19 protein-coding genes and 1 tRNA gene are annotated in these 18,334 nt (G+C 69.2%); 10 read left to right on the top strand and 10 right to left on the bottom strand.

Annotation, left to right across the window (positions count from 1 at the left end; genetic code table 11):
- Nucleotides 1-82: 82 nt before the first annotated feature.
- From IEY69_RS05600 to IEY69_RS05585, 4 genes are all read left to right on the top strand, one after another.
- On the top strand, nt 83-592 hold the full coding sequence (locus IEY69_RS05600) for a GNAT family N-acetyltransferase (protein WP_189072097.1): 510 nt from the start codon (nt 83-85) through the stop codon (nt 590-592).
- A gap of 73 nt (nt 593-665) precedes the next feature.
- A complete protein-coding gene (locus IEY69_RS05595; RefSeq protein WP_189072096.1) occupies nt 666-1,559 on the top strand; it encodes a hypothetical protein in 894 nt (297 codons plus the stop codon).
- A gap of 64 nt (nt 1,560-1,623) precedes the next feature.
- Entirely contained in the window at nt 1,624-3,849 is a 2,226-nt protein-coding gene (gene recQ, locus IEY69_RS05590) for a DNA helicase RecQ (RefSeq protein ID WP_189072095.1), read from the top strand.
- 81 nt (nt 3,850-3,930) lie between these two features.
- Entirely contained in the window at nt 3,931-4,773 is an 843-nt protein-coding gene (locus tag IEY69_RS05585; protein WP_189072094.1) for a DegV family protein, read from the top strand.
- 123 nt (nt 4,774-4,896) lie between these two features.
- Here the strand turns inward: IEY69_RS05585 and argC are convergent, their stop codons facing one another.
- The 3 genes from argC to IEY69_RS05570 form a co-directional block, all read right to left on the bottom strand.
- Entirely contained in the window at nt 4,897-5,940 is a 1,044-nt protein-coding gene (gene argC / locus IEY69_RS05580; protein ID WP_373291000.1) for an N-acetyl-gamma-glutamyl-phosphate reductase, read from the bottom strand.
- 126 nt (nt 5,941-6,066) lie between these two features.
- Nucleotides 6,067-8,355, bottom strand: a complete 2,289-nt coding sequence (gene secD / locus IEY69_RS05575; RefSeq protein ID WP_189072092.1) for a protein translocase subunit SecD — start codon at nt 8,353-8,355, stop codon at nt 6,067-6,069.
- 52 nt (nt 8,356-8,407) lie between these two features.
- On the bottom strand, nt 8,408-8,749 hold the full coding sequence (locus IEY69_RS05570) for a hypothetical protein (protein ID WP_189072091.1): 342 nt from the start codon (nt 8,747-8,749) through the stop codon (nt 8,408-8,410).
- Nucleotides 8,750-8,914: 165 nt separating this feature from the next.
- Between IEY69_RS05570 and IEY69_RS05565 the strand changes: the two genes are divergently transcribed.
- Entirely contained in the window at nt 8,915-9,505 is a 591-nt protein-coding gene (locus IEY69_RS05565; RefSeq protein ID WP_189072090.1) for a hypothetical protein, read from the top strand.
- A 112-nt stretch (nt 9,506-9,617) separates the two neighbouring features.
- Here IEY69_RS05565 and infB read toward each other — a convergent pair whose 3' ends face one another.
- Genes infB through rimP form a run of 4 tightly spaced genes read right to left on the bottom strand, consistent with a single transcriptional unit; the run spans nt 9,618 to nt 13,425 of the window.
- Nucleotides 9,618-11,420: a translation initiation factor IF-2 gene (gene infB, locus IEY69_RS05560; RefSeq protein WP_189072089.1), complete on the bottom strand. Its 1,803-nt coding sequence runs from the start codon at nt 11,418-11,420 to the stop codon at nt 9,618-9,620.
- Between the two features lie 25 nt (nt 11,421-11,445).
- Nucleotides 11,446-11,724, bottom strand: coding sequence for a YlxR family protein (locus IEY69_RS05555; protein ID WP_189072088.1), 279 nt, complete (start codon nt 11,722-11,724; stop codon nt 11,446-11,448).
- A gap of 3 nt (nt 11,725-11,727) precedes the next feature.
- Nucleotides 11,728-12,912: a transcription termination factor NusA gene (gene nusA, locus IEY69_RS05550; RefSeq protein WP_189072087.1), complete on the bottom strand. Its 1,185-nt coding sequence runs from the start codon at nt 12,910-12,912 to the stop codon at nt 11,728-11,730.
- Nucleotides 12,913-12,966: 54 nt separating this feature from the next.
- Entirely contained in the window at nt 12,967-13,425 is a 459-nt protein-coding gene (rimP, locus tag IEY69_RS05545) for a ribosome maturation factor RimP (RefSeq protein WP_189072086.1), read from the bottom strand.
- 202 nt (nt 13,426-13,627) lie between these two features.
- On the opposite strand from rimP, the gene IEY69_RS05540 reads away from it, so the two are divergent.
- A tRNA-Val gene (locus IEY69_RS05540) sits at nt 13,628-13,702 on the top strand.
- A gap of 56 nt (nt 13,703-13,758) precedes the next feature.
- Here the strand turns inward: IEY69_RS05540 and IEY69_RS05535 are convergent.
- Nucleotides 13,759-14,502 (bottom strand): MBL fold metallo-hydrolase, encoded by a 744-nt coding sequence (locus IEY69_RS05535; protein WP_229783651.1) that lies wholly within the window; start codon nt 14,500-14,502, stop codon nt 13,759-13,761.
- A 128-nt stretch (nt 14,503-14,630) separates the two neighbouring features.
- Between IEY69_RS05535 and IEY69_RS05530 the strand changes: the two genes are divergently transcribed.
- From IEY69_RS05530 to IEY69_RS05515, 4 genes are read left to right on the top strand one after another with little or no spacing between them, the layout of a single operon-like run.
- Entirely contained in the window at nt 14,631-15,200 is a 570-nt protein-coding gene (locus tag IEY69_RS05530; protein ID WP_229783648.1) for a TetR/AcrR family transcriptional regulator, read from the top strand.
- Between the two features lie 46 nt (nt 15,201-15,246).
- Nucleotides 15,247-16,470: a flavodoxin-dependent (E)-4-hydroxy-3-methylbut-2-enyl-diphosphate synthase gene (ispG, locus tag IEY69_RS05525; RefSeq protein ID WP_189072085.1), complete on the top strand. Its 1,224-nt coding sequence runs from the start codon at nt 15,247-15,249 to the stop codon at nt 16,468-16,470.
- Nucleotides 16,467-16,868, top strand: coding sequence for a DUF4259 domain-containing protein (locus IEY69_RS05520; protein WP_189072084.1), 402 nt, complete (start codon nt 16,467-16,469; stop codon nt 16,866-16,868). Before ispG ends, IEY69_RS05520 begins: the two co-directional genes overlap by 4 nt.
- A gap of 30 nt (nt 16,869-16,898) precedes the next feature.
- A complete protein-coding gene (locus IEY69_RS05515) occupies nt 16,899-17,348 on the top strand; it encodes a hypothetical protein (RefSeq protein WP_189072083.1) in 450 nt (149 codons plus the stop codon).
- A gap of 3 nt (nt 17,349-17,351) precedes the next feature.
- Here the strand turns inward: IEY69_RS05515 and IEY69_RS05510 are convergent, their stop codons facing one another.
- Together IEY69_RS05510 and IEY69_RS05505 are read right to left on the bottom strand one after the other, a co-directional pair.
- A complete protein-coding gene (locus IEY69_RS05510; RefSeq protein ID WP_189072082.1) occupies nt 17,352-17,855 on the bottom strand; it encodes a hypothetical protein in 504 nt (167 codons plus the stop codon).
- A 33-nt stretch (nt 17,856-17,888) separates the two neighbouring features.
- Complete coding sequence (locus IEY69_RS05505; RefSeq protein WP_229783646.1) at nt 17,889-18,311, bottom strand: GNAT family N-acetyltransferase; 423 nt, start codon at nt 18,309-18,311, stop codon at nt 17,889-17,891.
- Between the last annotated feature and the right edge of the window lie 23 nt (nt 18,312-18,334).

Below are 18,334 nucleotides of genomic sequence, written 5' to 3'. Positions count from 1 at the left end.
CCTGCGTGAAATGGCGCGTCGCCTCTGACCGGGGCGGCGCGTTGGCCTTGCATGCCGCTAGTCACTGACCTAGCGTGCGCGCATGACCACGCCACCCGTCACCGTGCGCGCCGCGACCCGCGCGGACGTGCCCACCATCACGGACATCTACAACCACGCGGTGGAGCACACGACCGCCTCGTACGACCTTGAACCGGTCACGCTGGAATCCCGCCTGGACTGGTTCGACGAGAAGGCCGCGCACGGCTGGCCCGTCTGGGTTGCCGTCAGTGGGGAAGAGGTGGTGGGCTGGGCGACCTTCGGGCCGTTCCGCGCCAAGCCCGGCTACCGCTTCACCGCCGAGCACAGCGTGTACGTCCGGGACGGTCTGCGTGGGCGGGGCGTGGGCCGCGCGCTGATGCTCCCGCTGATCGCGGAGGCCCGCGCGCGTGAGCTGCACTCGCTGATCGGCGGGGTGGACGCCGAGAATGCCGGGAGTCTCGCGTTCCACGAGCGGCTGGGCTTCACGCCGGTCGCGCACTTCCGGCAGGTGGGTCACAAGTTCGGGCGCTGGCTGGACCTCGTGTTCGTGCAGCTGATCCTGGGCGGGTAGGTGTTCTGGCGGGCGCGCCCCATGGGCCTTGGGTGTACGCTGGACGCATGACCGTTGTGGGTGAGGTGGGGCCATGATTGACCTGGGGCCGCTGTCATGGATGGTGCAGGTGGGCGCGGCGTTCGCGATCGCGTTCTTCGCGCAGTCGGTGTTCTCCTCGCGGGGTCGGCACGGCCGCACCGTGATCCGCGCGATGATCCCGGTCGTGGTCCTGACCCTGCTGGGGGCCGCCTGGCTGCCGCATCCGATTGCGGGCATTCTGATCGGGTATTTCGGGTCGCGGGCGTTCGGGCACTGGGGCGAGGCGCGGTCCGGTCTGCTGGCGGCTGCGCTGTCGGCCGCGGCGCTGATGGCGCTGGGGGCGTCGTGGTTGATGTTCCCGCTGTTCTTCATGGCGCTGGGCTGGCTCGCGTCGGGCGGCCCTTCGCGGGGTCGGCGCCGCGTCCGCGCCCCGAAGGTCGAGGACAAGCCGGCCGAACTACCCGCGCAGGCGGGCGGCACGCCGGTGCAGGTGGCGGCGCCTGCGGTGGGGGAGGGTCCCCTGGCGCCGTATCTGGCGGATGGGCGCGTTCCGGCGCAGGCGCGTGCGCAGCTGGTCGCGCTGAACCTGCGCACGCAGGAGGCGCTGGCGCTGCTGAAGGATCAGGGGCTGGAGGGCACCGAGGGGTTCTTCGTGGCCCGCGCGATCCGCGAGGAGTACGCGCCGGAGGCCGTGCAGGCGTACCTGAAGCTGCCGCGCTCGCTGGCGGATACGGGTGTCATTCAGGACGGCAAGACGGGCGCGGCGCTGCTGACCGAGCAGCTGGAGCTGCTGCTGGACGGCGTGCAGGAGATCATCGCGGGTTCGTTGCAGTCGGGCGGGCAGGCGCTGCTGACGCACGGGCGCTTCTTGCGGGAGCGTTTCGCGAAGGTGGAGCAGGACCTGCGGGTGCCGGTGATGGTCCCGGTGGCGGACAAGGTGAAGTGAGCGGGCCTCTGCCTGACCACAGACGGTGTTACGTGCTGGGCGTAACGCGGTATGCTGGGCGGCGATGTCTGCGCCCGCCCCATTCCCTGACGCCCTGACCCCCGCCCTCGACCTCCTCAAGCGAGTCTGGGGGTACGACGCCTTCCGGGGCGTGCAGGCGCAGATCGTGCAGACCATGGTCGCCGGCGGCAACGCGATGGTCCTGATGCCCACCGGCGGCGGCAAGAGCCTGTGCTACCAGGTGCCCAGCCTGCTGCGCCCCGGCGTGGGCATCATCGTGTCCCCCCTGATCGCGCTGATGAAGGACCAGGTGGACACCCTGCGTGGGCTGGGCGTGCGCGCCGCTTACCTGAACTCCACCCTGTCGCTGGACGGCGTGCGCGAGGTCGAGGGGGCCCTGCTGGCCGGGGAACTCGACTTGCTGTACGCCGCGCCGGAACGCCTGCTGCTGCCCCGCACCCTGGACCTGCTCGACCGCGCCCCGGTGGCGCTGTTCGCGGTGGACGAGGCGCACTGCGTGTCCCAGTGGGGGCACGACTTCCGCCCCGAGTACCAGGGCCTGGGCATCCTGCCCGAGCGCTTCCCGAACGTGCCGCGCATGGCGCTGACCGCCACCGCCGACGACCGCACCCGCGCCGACATCCTGCGCGTGCTGGACCTGGGCGGCGCGCCGCAGTTCGTGTCGTCCTTCGACCGGCCGAACATCCAGTACCGGGTGGGGCAGAAGGACAGCCCCAAGACGCAGCTGCTGGACTTCATCCGCGCCGAGCACGCCGGGGACGCCGGGATCGTGTACTGCCTGTCCCGCAAGTCCGTCGAGGAGACGGCGCGGTGGCTGCAGGCGCAGGGCGTGGACGCCGTCGCATACCACGCAGGCCTCCCGCCGCGTGAACGCACCCATGCGCAGGACCGCTTCCTGAACGAGGAGGGACTGGTCGTGGTCGCCACCGTCGCGTTCGGCATGGGCATCGACAAACCGAACGTGCGATTCGTGGCGCACCTGGACCTCCCCAAGAGCATGGAGGGCTACTACCAGGAGACCGGCCGCGCCGGACGCGACGGGCTGCCCAGCACCGCCTGGATGGTGTACGGCCTCAGTGACGTGGTGAACGTGCGCCGCATGCTCGCCTCCAGCGACGCGCCCGAGGAGGTCAAGCGCGTGGAGGCCGGGAAGCTCGACGCGCTGCTGACCTTCTGCGAGACGGCCGCCTGCCGCCGCGAGGTGCTCTTGGCGTACTTCGGCGAAGCGTACCAGGGGCCGTGCGGGAACTGCGACACCTGCCTGAACCCCCCACAGGTGCGCGACATGACCCGCGAGGCGCAGATGGCGCTGTCGGCCGTGATCCGCACCGGGAACCGCTTCGGCGCGGCGCACCTGACCGACGTGCTGCTGGGCCGCGCGACCGAGAAGGTCGTCAGCATGAACCACCACACCCTCCCCACCTTCGGGGTGGGCACCACGCACGACGAGAAGACGTGGCGGGGCGTGCTGCGCCAGCTGGTCAGCCTGGGCTACCTGGCCGCCGGGGAACACCACGGCCTGAGCGCCACCGGGAAGGCCCGCAGCCTCCTGAAGGGCGAGACCACCCTGACCCTGCGCGCCGACACCCTGATGCCGCGCCCGACGGGCCGCAAGGCGGACAAACTGCCCCGCGCGGGCCGCGCTCCGGTCGCCGCCGAGGACCAGCCGCTGTTCGAGGCGCTGCGCGCGTGGCGACTGGACCGCGCCCGCAGCCTGGGCGTCCCCCCGTACGTGATCTTCACGGACGCGACCCTGAAAGGCATCACGGACCTCAAACCCACCAGTCACGCCAGCCTGGGCACCGTCAGCGGCGTGGGGCAGCGCAAACTCGCGGACTTCGGGGATGAGGTGATCCAGATCGTCCGCGACGGCCTGGACGGGCGTCCCGCGGCGCCTGCGCGGGTGGCCACGCCGCAGGAACGCGGCGCGCGCGAGAACTCCGCGGTGCTGGGAGCGCTGCGGGGCCGACCCGCAGCGGTGACCGCCCCCCTGCCCGCGCTGCTGGGCGAACCGGCCGCAGATCCGGCCATGACCGAGCGGGTGGCGGCGGCGCTGCGCGAGACCCGGCGGGCCATCACGCAGGAGACCGGCCTGAGTGCCTTCCTGATCTTCCCGAACGTCGCGCTGGACGCCCTGGCGCAGCGCCAGCCGCGCACCGAAGCGGAGTTGCAGGGCATTCCGGGTTTCGGTCCCAAGCGCATCGAGACCTACGGGCCGCGGGTGCTGGCCGCCGTCCAGGCTGCCCTGGCAGATTCACCCGGCGAATGATGAAGACAGAAAAGGGAAGTTTGTCACGGGACGCTGAAAACCGTCACAGAACTGTCATACGTTAAAGGATACATAAAGAGAATGATCGCGGTTCTTGCCGACTCCACCTGTGACCTGCACCCTGAGAGTGCAAAGCAACTGGGCATCCACATCATTCCCCTGCACGTCAGCATGCAGCAGCGCACCCTGCTCGACTGGCAGGAGATCGACCCGGACGCCGTATACGACCACATGCGCGCCGGGGGTAGCGCCAGCACGTCCCCGGTGACCGTCAAGGCCTTCATGGACATCTACCTCGACCTGCTCACCCGCTACGACGCGGTGATCAGCCTGCACATCTCCGGGAAGCTGTCCGACACGGTCAGCCACGCGCAGGAAGCCGTGCGGCAGCTCGGGCAGGGCGCGCGCGTCCACGTGATCGACACCGAGTACGCCTGCGCGCCCCTGGCGGAACTCGCCATGATCGCCGCGGCGCGCGCCGCCGCCGGTGACGAGGCGCATCAGGTGACCCGCGCCGTCCTTGACGCCCGCAACAGCATGTACGGCGAATTCTCGGTCGCCACGCTCGACTACCTGCGCCGCAGCGGCCGCATCGGGCGGGCGCAGGCGTTCGTGGGGGGCCTGCTGGGCGTCCGGCCCGTGTTGTCGTTCGACCGGGGCGAACTGAAGGCCGCCCGCCGCGTGAAGGTGGATCAGGCGGCGGGCGACATGCTCGACAGCCTCAAGCAGCGCTTCGGGAACACGCCGCTGAGCGTGGCGATCATGCACGCCGGGCGCGACGTGGAACGCATCAACGCGCTGCGCAGCGCGATGGTCGCCAGCGGCCTGAACGTGCAGCGCGGCCGCGTGCAGCTCATGGGACCCGTCATCGGCGCCCACGTCGGCCCCGGCACGTTCGGGTTCAACGCCCTGCCGCTCGTCTGACCGGACAGCCATGGCGAGGCGGCCACCCTGGTCTGGGGTGGCCGCCTCGCTCCGTTATCACAGCGGTTTCCAGTTCCATTGAAGGGCCAACACCCCGCCCTTCAATACTCCTGAATTCTGCTGTCAGGCGGGGTGCAGTCCGGCGAATTCCAGACCGGTCGTCTCGGGCCAGTCCAGGGCAATGTTCAGGCTCTGGATGGCGTGCCCGGCGGTGCCCTTAACCAGGTTGTCGATGGCGGACATGAGCACCACGCGTCCGGTGTCCTGGTCCATCTCGAAGCCGATGTCGCAGTAGTTCGTCCCGTCGAGCAGCATGGGGTCCGGGTAGCGGTGGATGCCCTTGGCGACCTTCACGATGCGGATGAAGGGCTCAGCGCCATACACCTCGCGGTAGGCGCTCCAGACGTCGCGGTCGCTGTACCCGTCGGGAATCCAGGCGTGCGCGGTGGTCAGGATGCCGCGCACGCGCGGGGTGCTGATGGCGGTCAGGTGCAGCGGGAAGTGCCCCGGCAGCTCCTGTTGCGCCTCGGCGGTGTGGCGGTGCCCGACGGGTTTGTACACCCGCAGGCTCCCGGCCCTTTCCGGGTGGTGGGAGGAGTCGCTGGCGCTGGCCCCGGCGGCGCTGCTGCCGACCAGTCCGGTGGCGATGATGTCCTTGGGGAGCAGCACGCCCAGTTTCAGCAGGGGGTACAGGGCCAGGATGACGCTGGTGGCGAAGCATCCGGCGCACGCGATGCGGGTCGCGCCGCGCAGGTCCTCGCGGTGCAGTTCCGGGTTGCCGTACACCCACTCGCCCAGCTTGTCGGGGGTGGGGTGGTCCTCGCCGTAGGTGGCACGGTAGACTTCGGGGTCCTTCAGTCGGAAGTCGGCGGACAGGTCCACGATGATCTTCCCCTTGGCCTCGTACTCGGTGATCTTCTTCGCGGCGCTGCCGTGGGGGAGGGCCAGCACGATGATGTCGGCCTCGTCGAGGTCGGCGGCCCTGCGGAACTTCAGGTTGGTGCGGCCGCGCAGGTTGGGGTGGACCATGCTGACGGGCGTGCCTGCGTTGCGTTCGCTGGTGACCTGCGTGACGTTCAGGTGGGGGTGGTTCAGGGCGAGGCGCAGGAATTCCCCGCCCGCGTAGCCGCTGCCGCCGACGATGGCGACGGTCTTCTGGTCGTGCATGCTCATCACCGGGCAGCATACCCCGCCCCGCCTTCGCCTGTCGAGTGATACGTCTACATGGTTTGAATCTGGCAAATGAAAGGTGGTGGCGGGATCGCTCCACACCACCACCTGTGCAGAACCGGGTTACGCCTTGGCGGCCTGCCCCCCGGCCTTGCGGCGGTCCCGCCACTCCTCGAAGTACACCACCAGCGGCGCCACAATGTAGATGCTGGAGTACGTGCCGATCAGGATGCCCACCAGCAGCACCAGGCTGAAGTCCCGCAGCACCGGCCCGCCGAAGATCAGCAGGCTCAGCAGCGGCAGCATCGTGCTGATCGAGGTCATGATCGTGCGCGACAGCGTCTGGTTGATCGCCAGGTTCACGATCTCGCGGTACGACTTCCCGCGCATCTCCTTGATGTTCTCGCGGATGCGGTCGGACACGATGATCGAGTCGTTCAGCGAGTACCCGATCAAGGTCAGCAGCGCCGCCACGGTCGCCACCGTGAACTCCAGGTTCAGCAGCGCGAACAGGCCCATGGCGATCATCACGTCATGCACGGCCGCCAGAATCGAGCCGACGCCCATGATGAAGTCAAAGCGGAAGCCCACGTACACCAGGATCAGGCCCAGGCCCAGCAGCACGGCGTAGATGGTCTTCTGCGTCAGTTCCTTCCCGACGGCCGGGCCGACCGTCTCGGTGGCCTGCACGGTCCCCTGCGGCAGCTTCTGCACGGCCGCCTGAATGGTGCGGACCTCCTCGGTGCTCAGCTCAGGCACCTTGATGGTGTACGACGCGCCCTCCTGCCCGGTCACCACGTTCCGCTGAATCACGGTGCTCTGGCCGTTCGCCTTCTCCACGCCCGCACCCGTCACGGCCGTGCGGACCTGCTCGGTGGTCGTGTCGGCACTGGTCTTCGCGGTGATGGTCGTGCCGGACGAGAAGTCCACGCCGTAGTTCAGACCCTTCGTGAGCAGCGTCGCGCCGCCCGCCAGGGCCAGCAGCACGCTGAGGGTCGTGATGATCCGTGCCGGGCGGATGAAGTCGATGTGCGTCTCCTTGATCCACTGCGGCGCACTCATGTTCGGCCGGCGCTGCGCGAGCCACTGAATGAACCACTTCGCGAACACCAGGTTCGAGAAGGTCGAGGCGATCACGCCGATGATCAGCGTCACCGCGAAGCCCTTCACGGCCCCGGTCGAGTAGTTGTAGAGCGCCAGCGCGGACAGCAGGTGCGAGGCGTTCACGTCCAGAATGGCCGCCGTCGAGTGGTCATACCCGGCGCGGATGGAGTTCTTGATGCCCTTGCCCTTGAACAGCTCCTCCTTGATGCGCTCGAAGGAGATCACGTTCCCGTCCACGGCCGCGCCGATCGTCAGGACCAGACCCGCGATGCCCGGCAGCGTCAGCGTCGCGCCGAAGCCCGAGAGCATGCCCAGGATCACGACGCTGGAGAACAGCAGGCCCAGCGCGCCCACCAGACCGAACCAGAAGCCGTAGTAGCTGAACAGCATCACGAACACCAGCCCGATGCCGACCAGCGAGGCAATGGCGCCGCTGCGGATCGCGTCCGCCCCCAGGCTCGGCCCGATGGACTGCTGAGCCTCGGTTCTGATCTTGATGGGCAGCGCGCCCGACTTGAGCACCAGCGCCAGCTGGTTCGCTTCCTGCGCGTCGAAGTTCCCGGTGATCTGCACGTCCCGGTTCAGGCGGCTCTGGATGGTCGCCACGCTCTGAATCTGGTCGTCCAGCACCACGGCCATCAGCTTCCCGACGTTCTTGCCCGTGAACTCCCCGAACTTCGCGGAGCCCGCGTCGGTGTTCTGGAACGTCACGATCCAGCGGCCCGACTGCTGATCCGTCGCCGCCTGCGCGTTCTGGATGACCTCACCCGTTGCCTCGACCGGCCCCAGCTGCGCCAGCGTGTACCCCCCACTGCGGGGATTCGACTGTGCCAGCGCCTGATCCGGCTGCGCGTTCGCCTGCACGATCCGGAATTCCAGCCGCGCCGTCTGCTTGATGATTGAGAGCGCCCGGTCCTGCACGGCGGGCGTCGCCCCCGGGATCTCCACGACCACACGCTTGCCACCGGCGACCGTCACCGTCGGCTCGGCCACGCCCAGCGCATTGATGCGGTTCTCGATGACCGTCTTGACCCGCTCCAGTTCATCCTTCGTCGCGGTGCCCGTCTCTGGCGCCAGTTCAACCCGCAGGCCACCCTTAAGGTCCAGTCCCAGCGTCATGAACTGGAACTTGTCGTTCCACAGGCTCCAGACGTTGTCCTTGTGCTCCCAGGGCCGCCAGATGTACGCCACGGACGCCAGCAGCGTCAGCAGCAGGATCAGCCCCGTCCAGAGGTTCGGTTTACTCGCGGTCGGCGCGCTGCGCGGGGCAGGGCGGCCGGATTTCTTGCCTTTGTTTCCGTACGTCATTCACAACTCCAGTGCATTGCAGAGAATCAGGGTGGGCGGACCGCGGCGACGCTCAGCCACCGTCGGACTGCCGCCGTCCCAGCACGCTCAGCGCCGGTCTGACACGCGGCTCGGCCCACACCGGCAGCGCCAGCGTGAACCGGGCCTGCGCGGGCGGCAGGGCCACCGGTCGGGGCGCGTCCCCGGCCAGCAGCGGTACGGGCGAGCCGGGCGGCGGCGCGGGCCGCAGCTCCGGCAGCGCCGGGGCGACATTCCCCGCCGCCCAGCGGCCCGGTTCCGGCACGTTCCAGGGCTGACCCAGCGCCACCGCCAGCAGCGGCAGCAGGGGGAACAGGCCCGGCAGGCTCAGCAGCGCACGCTGCCACGCCACACGGAAGGAACGCGGGAATCTCAAGGCGACCCAGCATAGCAGAAGGCCCCCACGCCAATTAGCCGCCCCTTAACACCTGTTCGGCACACTGCCTGCGTGGCCGATGTCCGGACGTCGCCACCCGAACCCGACGCCCCCCATTCCCAGGCCCTCAGTTCAAGGCCCCCAGTCAACAGGAGTGTGCCCCCCATGAAAAACCGTCTTCCCCTGATCGCCTTCGCCGCGCTGCCCCTGACCGTCGGCGCCGTGCTCGCCCAGCAGAGCGGCACGGGCACCGCCAGCACCGGCGCCGCGACCACCGCTCAGGCCCCGCAGCGCGTGCAGCCCGCCCAGCCCGGCCAGCGCACCGGGCAGAATCAGACTCAGCAGGGCCAGACGCAACAGGGTAAGCCGCAGCAGGGTCAGAACGGGCAGCGTCAGCCCGGCGAGCGCCCCCAGCGCAGCGGCACCAACTACGCTGACACGTTCATCACCAACCTCGCCAAGCAGCTGAACACCACGCCCGAGAAACTCAGGGCCGCCGCCGTCAAGGCCGGAAACGCCACCATCGACGCCGCCGTGAAGGCCGGGGACATCCCCGCCGACCGCGCCGCCGACATGAAGCAGCACCTTGCGGAGCATCCCTTCGCGTTCGGCAGTCGCGGCCTCGGCGGCCCCGGACGCGGCGGCCACCACGACGGCCCCATGGGACCCGGCGGCCCGCGCGGCCAGGACAACCAGGGACCGCAGGGCGACAGCACCGACCAGGGCAGCGCCGCCGGCACCACCAGCGGCACCTGATCCATCCCCGACCCCCTAGGCTCCCCGTCCCAGTGGCGGGGGGTTGGTCGTTGCATCCGCTGCATGAAAAAGCCGGAACCCCACGCGGAGGTTCCGGCTGTCAAGGTGAAGCTTAGGCCTGCTCGACTTCGACCATCTCGCTGGCTTCGATGATGTCGCCTTCCATCACGTCGTTCCAGTCCACGTTGATCCCGCACTCGTACCCGGTCTGCACTTCGCGGACGTCGTCCTTGAAGCGCTTGAGGCCCACGATGGTGCCCTCGTACACGACCTGCTTGCCGCGCGTGACTTTCGCCTTCGCGTTGCGCTTGAGGCTGCCGTCCGTGACGTACGACCCGGCGATGTTGCCGCTCTTGGGGTGACGGATGACCATGCGGACCTCGGCGCGGCCCAGGTACTTCTCCTCGAACACCGGTTCGAGGTTGCCCTTGATCAGGCGGTCGACCTCGTCGATGAGTTCGTAGATGATCCGGTAGGACTTGATGTCCACGCCCTTGGTGTCCGCGACCTTCTTCACGCCGCCGGACGCGGTGACGCTGAAGCACAGGATGGTCGCCTCGGCGGTGGAGGCCAGCAGCACGTCACCTTCGGTGGGCGCGCCGATCCCGGCGAGCATCACGTTGATCTTGACGTCGTCCTTTTCCTTGCGGGCCAGGATGCCCTGGATGGCTTCCACGCTGCCCTGCGTGTCGGCGCGCAGGATCAGGTTCACGGTGCGGATCGTGCCCAGCGGCCCGAGGAGGTCCTCGAGGCTGCGCTGGCCCTTGCGGCGGTCGCGGGCGTCCTCCTCGTCGCGGCGGACGTCGGCGCGACCGGCGACGACTTCACGGGCGGCGTGCTCGTTCTTGGCGCTGATGACCTTCTCGCCGCTGCTGGGGACCTCGCTGAAGCCGAGGATCTGCACGGGGGTGCTGGGGCCCGCTTCCTTGATGCGCGCGCCGGCACTGTCGGTCATGGCCTTGATCTTGCCGTAGTTCTCGCCCACGACCAGGAAGTCGCTGACGTGCAGGGTGCCTTCCTGGACCATGATGGTCGCCAGGACGCCTGCCTGCTTGTCCACCTTGCCCTCGATGACCACGCCGCTGAAGGTGCCCTTCGGGTCGGCGCGCAGGTCCTCGATCTCGGCGGTCAGGCTGATGTATTCCAGCAGGTCCTCGACGCCCTCGCCGGTCTTGGCGGACACGGGCACGACGACCAGGTCGCCGCCGTACTCCTCGGGCACGAGGTTCAGCTGCGTCAGGTCTGTCTTGACGCGTTCAGGGTCGGCCTGGGGCAGGTCGACCTTGTTGATCGCGACGATCATGGGGACCTTTGCGGCCTGCGCGTGCGCGATGGCCTCGCGGGTCTGCGGCATCAGGCTATCGTCCGCGGCGATCACGATGATCGCGATGTCGGCGACGTTCGCGCCGCGCGCGCGGATGGTGGTGAAGGCCTCGTGGCCGGGCGTGTCGATGAACACGATCTTGCCCTTGCTGGTCTTCGCCTCGAACGCGCCAACGTGCTGGGTGATGCCCCCGGCTTCCTTCGCGGCGACCTTCGTTTTGCGGATGTAGTCCAGCAGGCTGGTCTTACCGTGGTCGACGTGACCCATGATGGTCACGACCGGCGCGCGGTGCGGGATGTCCTGCTCGGTGCCCGCCGCAGCGGCGGTCTGCTCAGCCACCGGCGCCGGAGCGGTGTCGGGAGCCTCGGTGACCTGAGGAGCGGCCCCGGTGGGTTCAGCGTCCGCCTGGGCGGGGGCGCTGCTGCCATCGGCTTCTGCGGCCAGGATCTCCTTGATCAGTTCGACCGTGTCTTCCTCGATGGTGCTGCTGACGCTCTTGTAGGACACGCCCAGACCGTCGAGGATGTCCAGCATCTTCGCGTTTTCGACGCCAAGGTCCTTGGCGAGGGTGTAAATACGAACTTTCGACATGCTCACCTCCGGTGAGACCCGCGCGTCACGCGCGGGGTAAATCAGTGGAACTCAGCCGCTGCGCGACCGCTGGAGCCTGCGCTCCGAACGCGCGGCGCAGCCGCTTCTCCGCCCAGCACGCCGGGGTGTCGGCGCACACGTACGCACCGCGCCCCTGACGTGGCCCCGCCTGCACCTGCCACTGCCCGTCCGCATTCCGGCTCAGGCGAAGGAACTCGCCCTGCGCCCGGCGGCGGCGGCAGGCCACGCACGTCCGCTCGGGCACGTGCCTGGTCGTGGGGCTGGTGGGGGAGGGGGCGGTCAAGGGTTACTCCTGCTCGTCGTCCGGGCTGGCGGTCGCGACCGACTTGCTGTCCTTGAACAGCGCGTCGAACGCCGACTGGGCGCTGCCCGCGTCGCGGCCGTCCTGCTCGTCCTGCATGGCCTGCTGCATCGCGGCGTCCAGGTCGCTGATCGCGGCCGTTTCCCGCAGGTCGATCTTGAATCCGGTGAGTTTCGCGGCCAGGCGGACGTTCTGCCCGCCCTTGCCGATCGCCAGGGACAGCTGGTCGGGCGTGACGGTCACGGTCGCCTCGCGGCGGTCGGGGTGCGCCTCGATCAGGCCGACCTTGGCGGGGCTCAGGGCGTTGCGGATGAAGTCACGGGTGTTGCCGTCCCACAGGATGACGTCCACGCGCTCGCGACCCAGTTCGCCGGTCACGGCCTGGATGCGGTTGCCGCGGTGCCCGATGCACGCGCCGATCGGGTCGACGTTGCTGTTGTGGGAGAACACCGCGACCTTGCTGCGCTGCCCGGCTTCACGGGCGATGGCCTTGACTTCCACGATGCCGTTGGCGACCTCGGGAATTTCCTGCTTGAGCAGGTAGTCAAGCAACCTCTCGTCGGCGCGACTGGCGAGGATCGTGGGGCCCTTGGGCGTCTTGCGGACTTCCTTCAGGTAGATCTTCACGCGGTTGCCCGGCGTGAGCTTCTCGCCGGGGATCTGCTCGCGGGGCGGCAGGATCGCCTCGCCCGCACCGAGTTCCACGAACCAGTTGCCCTTGTTGTCGCTGCGGACGACCTGCGCGGTGAGTACCTGGCCCTCGCGGTCCTTGTACTCGTTGAAGACCACGTTGCGCTCGGTCTCACGCATCTTCTGCGTCAGGGTCTGCTTCGCGGCCTGCAGGGCGATGCGGCTGAACTTCTCGCGGTCGACGGGGAACTCCATCTCCATGCCGACTTCCACGCCGGGGTCGAGTTCCAGCGCGTCGGCCAGAGAGATCTGCAGGTGCTCGTCCTCGACCTTCTCGACGACTTCACGCACGACGAGCACTTCCAGCTCGCCGCTCTGCGGGTCGAGGTGCACCTCGATGCGCTTCTCGGGCTCGACGTTCCGGGTGTATGCCTGTGCGAGGGACTGCTCGAACGCCTCGATCAGCTGCATCTCGTTGATGTTGCGGGCCTGCGCCACTTCACGCAGCGCGTCGGCAAAGTTGAATTCCGGCTGGCTCATCTCACGCTTCCTTTGAGGTGCGCTCGTCGCACCCTTGAATGACAGTTGAATGGATCACCGGTGACGGTCCGGGAACTCAGCGAGGTTCGCCTGGAACGTCCCGGCCGTCAGGGTGACGGGTTCGCCCCCCACCGTGAACGTGATGCGGTCGCCGTCCACACCCGCAATGGGGGCCGTGAACGCCTGACCGTCGCCGCGCACGCGGGCTTTCAGGCCCAGCATCCGCTCGAAATGACGGGCGCGCAGCAGAGGCCGCTTCGCGCCGGGCGACTCGAACTCCAGGCGGTACTCCCCGGCAATCGGGTCCACCCGGTCGAATTCGGCTTCCGCCGCGCGGCTGGCGCGCGCCAGATCGTCCACCGTGACCGGCTGCTCGTCGAGACGGTCGATGCGGACCAGCACGATCGGCTGCCCGCCCATGTTCTGCACCTGCACTTCCAGCACCTCGAATCCCAGGGGTTCAAGGGCGGTACCTGCCAGTTGCATCAAGTTGTTGTTGTCGTTGTTATTCATATTGTGTCGGCTGACCAGCAGCCTGAAACCACCCCCTCCACGAAAAAAAGGTGAGCGAACCGCCCACCCCCCATTCGAGGAATTACCCCCCCAGTATACCCCACACGCGGCAAATCGCACGCCAGGCGTCACAAACGCCGCCCAGGGCGCCCGCCCCCCCTTGCGCCCGACCCGCCCGATCCCCTACAGTGTCAGGCCGCGTGGGCGGTTAGCTCAGCGGTAGAGCTCTCGCCTTACAAGCGATAGGTCGGGGGTTCAAATCCCTCACCGCCCACCACGAACGGGACCGGATGCCAGATGGCGCCGGTCCCGTCGTTTGCTGTGGCCGGTGCATCAGCCGGTCCGGCGGTCACGGTACGCGAGGTCCTTTCCGGCGACGGCGCCGTCGGTGCTCAGGCGGGTCAGTTGGCCGACCAGGCCAGCGACGGTGATGGTGACTCCCCTCGGCTGGCGGCCGGATTCGGCGTCCTGCACGGCGCGGCGCATGGCGGGCAGCGGGTCCGGGATCGCCGGGCCGTGTCCGGTGGCGAGGGTCCGCAGGGGCACGTCCAGCAGGGCGCGGGCGGTGCGGGTGGTCTGCGCGGGGTCGTGCGTGCCGAAGGTGGGCAGGGGGAAGATGGTGTTCAGGACGCTGGCGACCCGCAGGCTGGGGACGTTCACGAAGGTGTCGCCGCTGTACAGCGTGCCGTCGCGTTCGTCGAGGTACGCGACGTGGCCGGGCGAGTGGCCGGGCGTGTCGATGACGGTCAGGGAGCCCACGCGGTCCCCGCCGCGCAGCAGCCGGGTGGGGGTGGTCTTCACGCCCAGTTCGGCGAGGTTGGTGGTGTCGTCCGCCCCGACGAGGAGTTCCAGTTCGGGCCACTGGGTCGTCAGGGTGTCGATCGCGCCGACGTGGTCGCTGTGGGTGTGGGTCAGGGCGACGCGGCGCAGCGGCAGGCCCAGCTGCCGGGCGGCGCGGTTCACGCGGCGGTCCATGCCGCTGATGCCCGCGTCGATCAGGGTCAGTCCGTCGGTTTCCGGGACGAGGTACGCGTTGATCAGGCCGAACTGCGCGAGGCGGATGGGTGGGCGGGGCATAAGGGACCTCCGGGGTGGGGGAGAGGTGACGTGTGGGTGGCGGCAGAGCAGTAAGTGAACACCGTTCGCCTTGATGGTGAACACCGTACATCTTCGGCCATTGGGCGTCAAGACGTACACTGTTCACCATGCCGTACCCCGCGAAACTCACCCCGGACACCATCCTCCGGGAAGCGCAGACCCTCCTCGACCAGGGGGGACCCGACGCCCTCGCCATGCGGCCCCTCGCCGACGCACTGGGCGTACGCCCCGGCAGCCTGTACCGCCACTTCGCCAGCCGCGACGCCCTGCTGAACCAGCTGGCCGAACACGCCGCCGACGACCTGCGCGATGGCGTCACCGCCGCCGCCCACACCCAGGCCCCCCGCGCCGCACTGGACGCCATCGCGCAGGCGTACCTGGACTTCGCCCGCACCCGCCCCCACACCTACGACCTCCTGATGACCCCCCGGCCCGACCAACCCCCAGGCATCAAGACCACTGCCGGAAAGCACCTCTGGAACGCCCTCCTGACCCACGTCGGCGCGCTGAGCGGCAACCCCGACGACACCGGGCACGCCGTCGCCTACTGGACGTTCCTGCACGGCGCGGCCAGCCTCCAGCGCAGCGGCCTCTACGGCGCCAGCGGCCCGCAAGGCGGCCTGGACCTCGGCCTCAGCGCCATTCTGGACCGCATGGAACACGCCGCGAAGGCGTAACCCCGCTTCCAGCCGCCCACCCGGCCCGCCGCGTACACTGGGCGGCATGAAGCGTCGCCAGACCGTCAGCGTCAACGTCGGGGGGGTCATGGTGGGCAGCGCCCACCCGGTCGTCGTGCAGTCCATGACGAACACCGACACCGCCAACGCCGAAGCCACCGCCATCCAGATCGCGCAGCTCGTCCGGGCGGGCAGCGAGATCGTGCGCGTCACCGTCAACACCCGCGAGGCCGCCGCCGCCATCCCCGACATCATCGCCCGCCTCAAAGAGGTCGGGATCGAGGTCCCCATCGTCGGGGACTTCCACTACAACGGCCACATCCTCCTGCGCGAATTCCCCGAAACCGCCCGCCTTCTCGCCAAGTACCGCATCAACCCCGGCAACGTCGGCGCCGGACAGCACCACGACGCGAACTTCGCCACCATGATCGAGGTCGCCAAAGAGTTCGACAAACCCGTCCGCATCGGCGTGAACTGGGGCAGCCTCGACCAGCAGGTCCTCGCCCGCCTGATGGACGAGAACACCGCCAACGGGTCCCCCAAGACCGGCACGGACGTCATGATCGACGCGATGGTCGTCTCCGCGCTGGAGAGCGCCGCGTACGCCGAAGAACTCGGCCTCGCGCACGACAGGATCCTGATCAGCGTGAAGGTCAGCAGCGCCCCGGAACTCTGGCAGGTGTACCGCCAGCTCGCCCCGCTGTGCGACTACCCCCTGCACCTCGGCCTGACCGAGGCCGGCATGGGCATGAAAGGCATCGTCGCCAGCAGCGCCGCCCTCGCGCCCCTGCTGATCGACGGCATCGGGGACACCATCCGCGTCAGCCTCACCCCGGAACCCGGCGCGAGCCGCAAACTGGAAGTCGAGGTCGCCCAGCAGATCCTCCAGAGCCTCGGCATCCGCCAGTTCCTCCCACAGGTCACCTCCTGCCCCGGCTGCGGCCGCACCACCAGCACCTTCTTCCAGGAACTCGCCCAGAAGATCCAGGACTACATCCGCGACACCATGCCCGACTGGAAAGCCAAGTACCCCGGCGTGGAGGACATGCAGGTCGCCGTCATGGGCTGCATCGTCAACGGCCCCGGCGAGAGCAAACACGCCAACATCGGCATCTCCCTGCCCGGCACCGGCGAGGACCCCCGCGCGCCCGTCTACCAGGACGGCAAACTCCTGACCACCCTGCGTGGCCCCCGCATCGCCGAGGACTTCCAGGACCTCATGGAAAAATACGTCGAGCAGCGCTACGGCCGCAGCGAGGCCCCCGAATGACCGCCTGGGGCGTCGGGCCCTTCCAGAACGAGGCGGCCGCCGAGTACGCCGCCGAGATCGCGCAGGACGGCGCGTACGCCCTTGCGGAAGCCTTCGACGTCGCGCTGGACCCAGACAACGACTACCTGGAAGCCGAGGAAGGCCACCGCGCCGTCGCCGCCGCCGAGACCCTCGCCGCCGTCCTCACGGGCGACACCAGCGCCCTGACCGACGCCGCCCTGCGCGCCTGGGTGCAGAACGCCGACGCCGCCGAACTGACCCACCTGCGCCCCCACGCCATGGAAGCGCTGGAACGCGTCCTCGGCCCCGGCAGCGAACTCCCGGACCTCTGGGAGGACAGCGAGGACGCCGACGCGTGGCGCGAGGACATCCAACGCCTCCGCGCGGCGCTGAGCTGAGGACGCAGGACTGACGATGGAGGGCTGAACGTGGAACCGGGCGTGCTGCCGTGGCTGCGGGAGGACCTGACCCGCGCGGACGCGCATGCCCCGGCGCGCCTGACCGCCGACCTGCACCTCGGCGCCCGCGAACTCGGGTGGACGCTCGTCGGTGGGCTCCACTTCGACCCCCTGATGGGCGTGCGGGGGCAGATCCTCCGACCTGCGGCTGGTAGGGCAGCGGTGAGGCTAATCGCGCACACCGACTGGCCATTGCTGGCGTTCACGGACGCCACGCATCCGGCGGCCACCTTCGCGCCCTATCTGAACCCGCCCGGCCTGACGGCGTGGTGGCAGGCGCGCGGCTGGCTCGTGCCGGACGCCGCGTGGCTGAACGGGACTCCCGACCGCGCCGACCTCGACCGCCTGCCACCCGGCACGGCGAAGGGCGCGCGGCACCTGGGCTGGACGCGCGGCGACCTGCTGTTCCGGTACTGGTGACGCTCAGGTGTGTGCCCGCTGCCGTCCCTGCCAGTGGTCGAGGAGTTGCCGCCCGTCGCTGGGCATGCCTGCGCCCAGGCCCGTCCAGGCGGGGTAGCGCACGGGCATAGCGGTCACGAGGGCCTGAAGTCCGGCGAACACGGCCAGCGCCTGCCCGAACGGATCGGCCAGTTCGCCTCCGCCGTGCCACAGCAGCGCGCCCAGGGCGCACAGCGCGGCTGAGCTGAGCGGCCCGAGGGCGATGGCCCACGCCCAGGTGGCCGGGGTCACGGTCGCGTGATCCCAGTGGGCGCGGCCTGTCCAGAACGGGTACGGGCGCACGTCCACCGCGACCCTCCCCACCCGGAACCGCGCAACAGACCGGCCCCCGTCCACGCCGAGCTGCACGCGCACCCCGGACGCCCCGGCCCGCAGCGGCAGCAGCACATGCGCGAACTCGTGCGCCGTGACGGCCAGCAGTCCGGCCAGCGGATACATCAGGAGGAGCGTCGGATCGAAGGTCGCCACGGTGGGCAGTACGCGGCGCGGCCCCCGGTCGTTTCACCCGGTGGGCGCCCCGTCCTGCCGCGCGTACTTTCGGGTGAACATCAGGGTGCCCCGCCGCATGCCCAGACCTTCGTAGTACGGGACCAGGTGGTCGTCGCAGCCGAGGTCCACGGCGTACAGGTGTCGCAGTTCTTCCTGCATGCGGGTCATCAGGGCGCGGCCCACGCCCCGCCCCTGCCACTCGGGCAGAACCTCCAGCAGTGGAATGTACGCGGTCAGGACGCCGTCGCTGACCGCCTGCACGAAGCCGATGACCTGACCGTCCTGCACGGCGAGCACGACCCGGTACGACCCGCGCAGCAGGCGCAGGAACGTGTCGGGCGTGGGCGGGTTGGGCCAGTCCACGAAGAATCCGTGGAGCTGTTCAGGCGTCATGCCGTCCAGGGACGTCGTGAGGGAATAGCTGGGTTGAGTCACGAACGCCAGTGTGCCGTCCGCCC

It is taken from the genome of Deinococcus sedimenti (genome assembly GCF_014648135.1).
Classification (GTDB): domain Bacteria; phylum Deinococcota; class Deinococci; order Deinococcales; family Deinococcaceae; genus Deinococcus; species Deinococcus sedimenti.
Note: the sequence above shows the minus strand (reverse complement) of the source record. Positions and strands in the feature narration are given on the sequence as shown.

Excerpts from the sequence above, each read along its gene's own strand:
- IEY69_RS05600 (WP_189072097.1), top strand. The coding sequence starts at position 83 with ATGACCACGCCACCCGTCACCGTGCGCGCCGCGACCCGCGCGGACGTG.
- IEY69_RS05595 (WP_189072096.1), top strand. The coding sequence starts at position 666 with ATGATTGACCTGGGGCCGCTGTCATGGATGGTGCAGGTGGGCGCGGCG.
- recQ (WP_189072095.1), top strand. The coding sequence starts at position 1,624 with ATGTCTGCGCCCGCCCCATTCCCTGACGCCCTGACCCCCGCCCTCGAC.
- IEY69_RS05585 (WP_189072094.1), top strand. The coding sequence starts at position 3,931 with ATGATCGCGGTTCTTGCCGACTCCACCTGTGACCTGCACCCTGAGAGT.
- argC (WP_373291000.1), bottom strand. The coding sequence starts at position 5,940 with ATGCACGACCAGAAGACCGTCGCCATCGTCGGCGGCAGCGGCTACGCG.
- secD (WP_189072092.1), bottom strand. The coding sequence starts at position 8,355 with ATGACGTACGGAAACAAAGGCAAGAAATCCGGCCGCCCTGCCCCGCGC.
- IEY69_RS05565 (WP_189072090.1), top strand. The coding sequence starts at position 8,915 with ATGAAAAACCGTCTTCCCCTGATCGCCTTCGCCGCGCTGCCCCTGACC.
- infB (WP_189072089.1), bottom strand. The coding sequence starts at position 11,420 with ATGTCGAAAGTTCGTATTTACACCCTCGCCAAGGACCTTGGCGTCGAA.
- nusA (WP_189072087.1), bottom strand. The coding sequence starts at position 12,912 with ATGAGCCAGCCGGAATTCAACTTTGCCGACGCGCTGCGTGAAGTGGCG.
- rimP (WP_189072086.1), bottom strand. The coding sequence starts at position 13,425 with ATGAATAACAACGACAACAACAACTTGATGCAACTGGCAGGTACCGCC.
- IEY69_RS05535 (WP_229783651.1), bottom strand. The coding sequence starts at position 14,502 with ATGCCCCGCCCACCCATCCGCCTCGCGCAGTTCGGCCTGATCAACGCG.
- IEY69_RS05530 (WP_229783648.1), top strand. The coding sequence starts at position 14,631 with ATGCCGTACCCCGCGAAACTCACCCCGGACACCATCCTCCGGGAAGCG.
- ispG (WP_189072085.1), top strand. The coding sequence starts at position 15,247 with ATGAAGCGTCGCCAGACCGTCAGCGTCAACGTCGGGGGGGTCATGGTG.
- IEY69_RS05520 (WP_189072084.1), top strand. The coding sequence starts at position 16,467 with ATGACCGCCTGGGGCGTCGGGCCCTTCCAGAACGAGGCGGCCGCCGAG.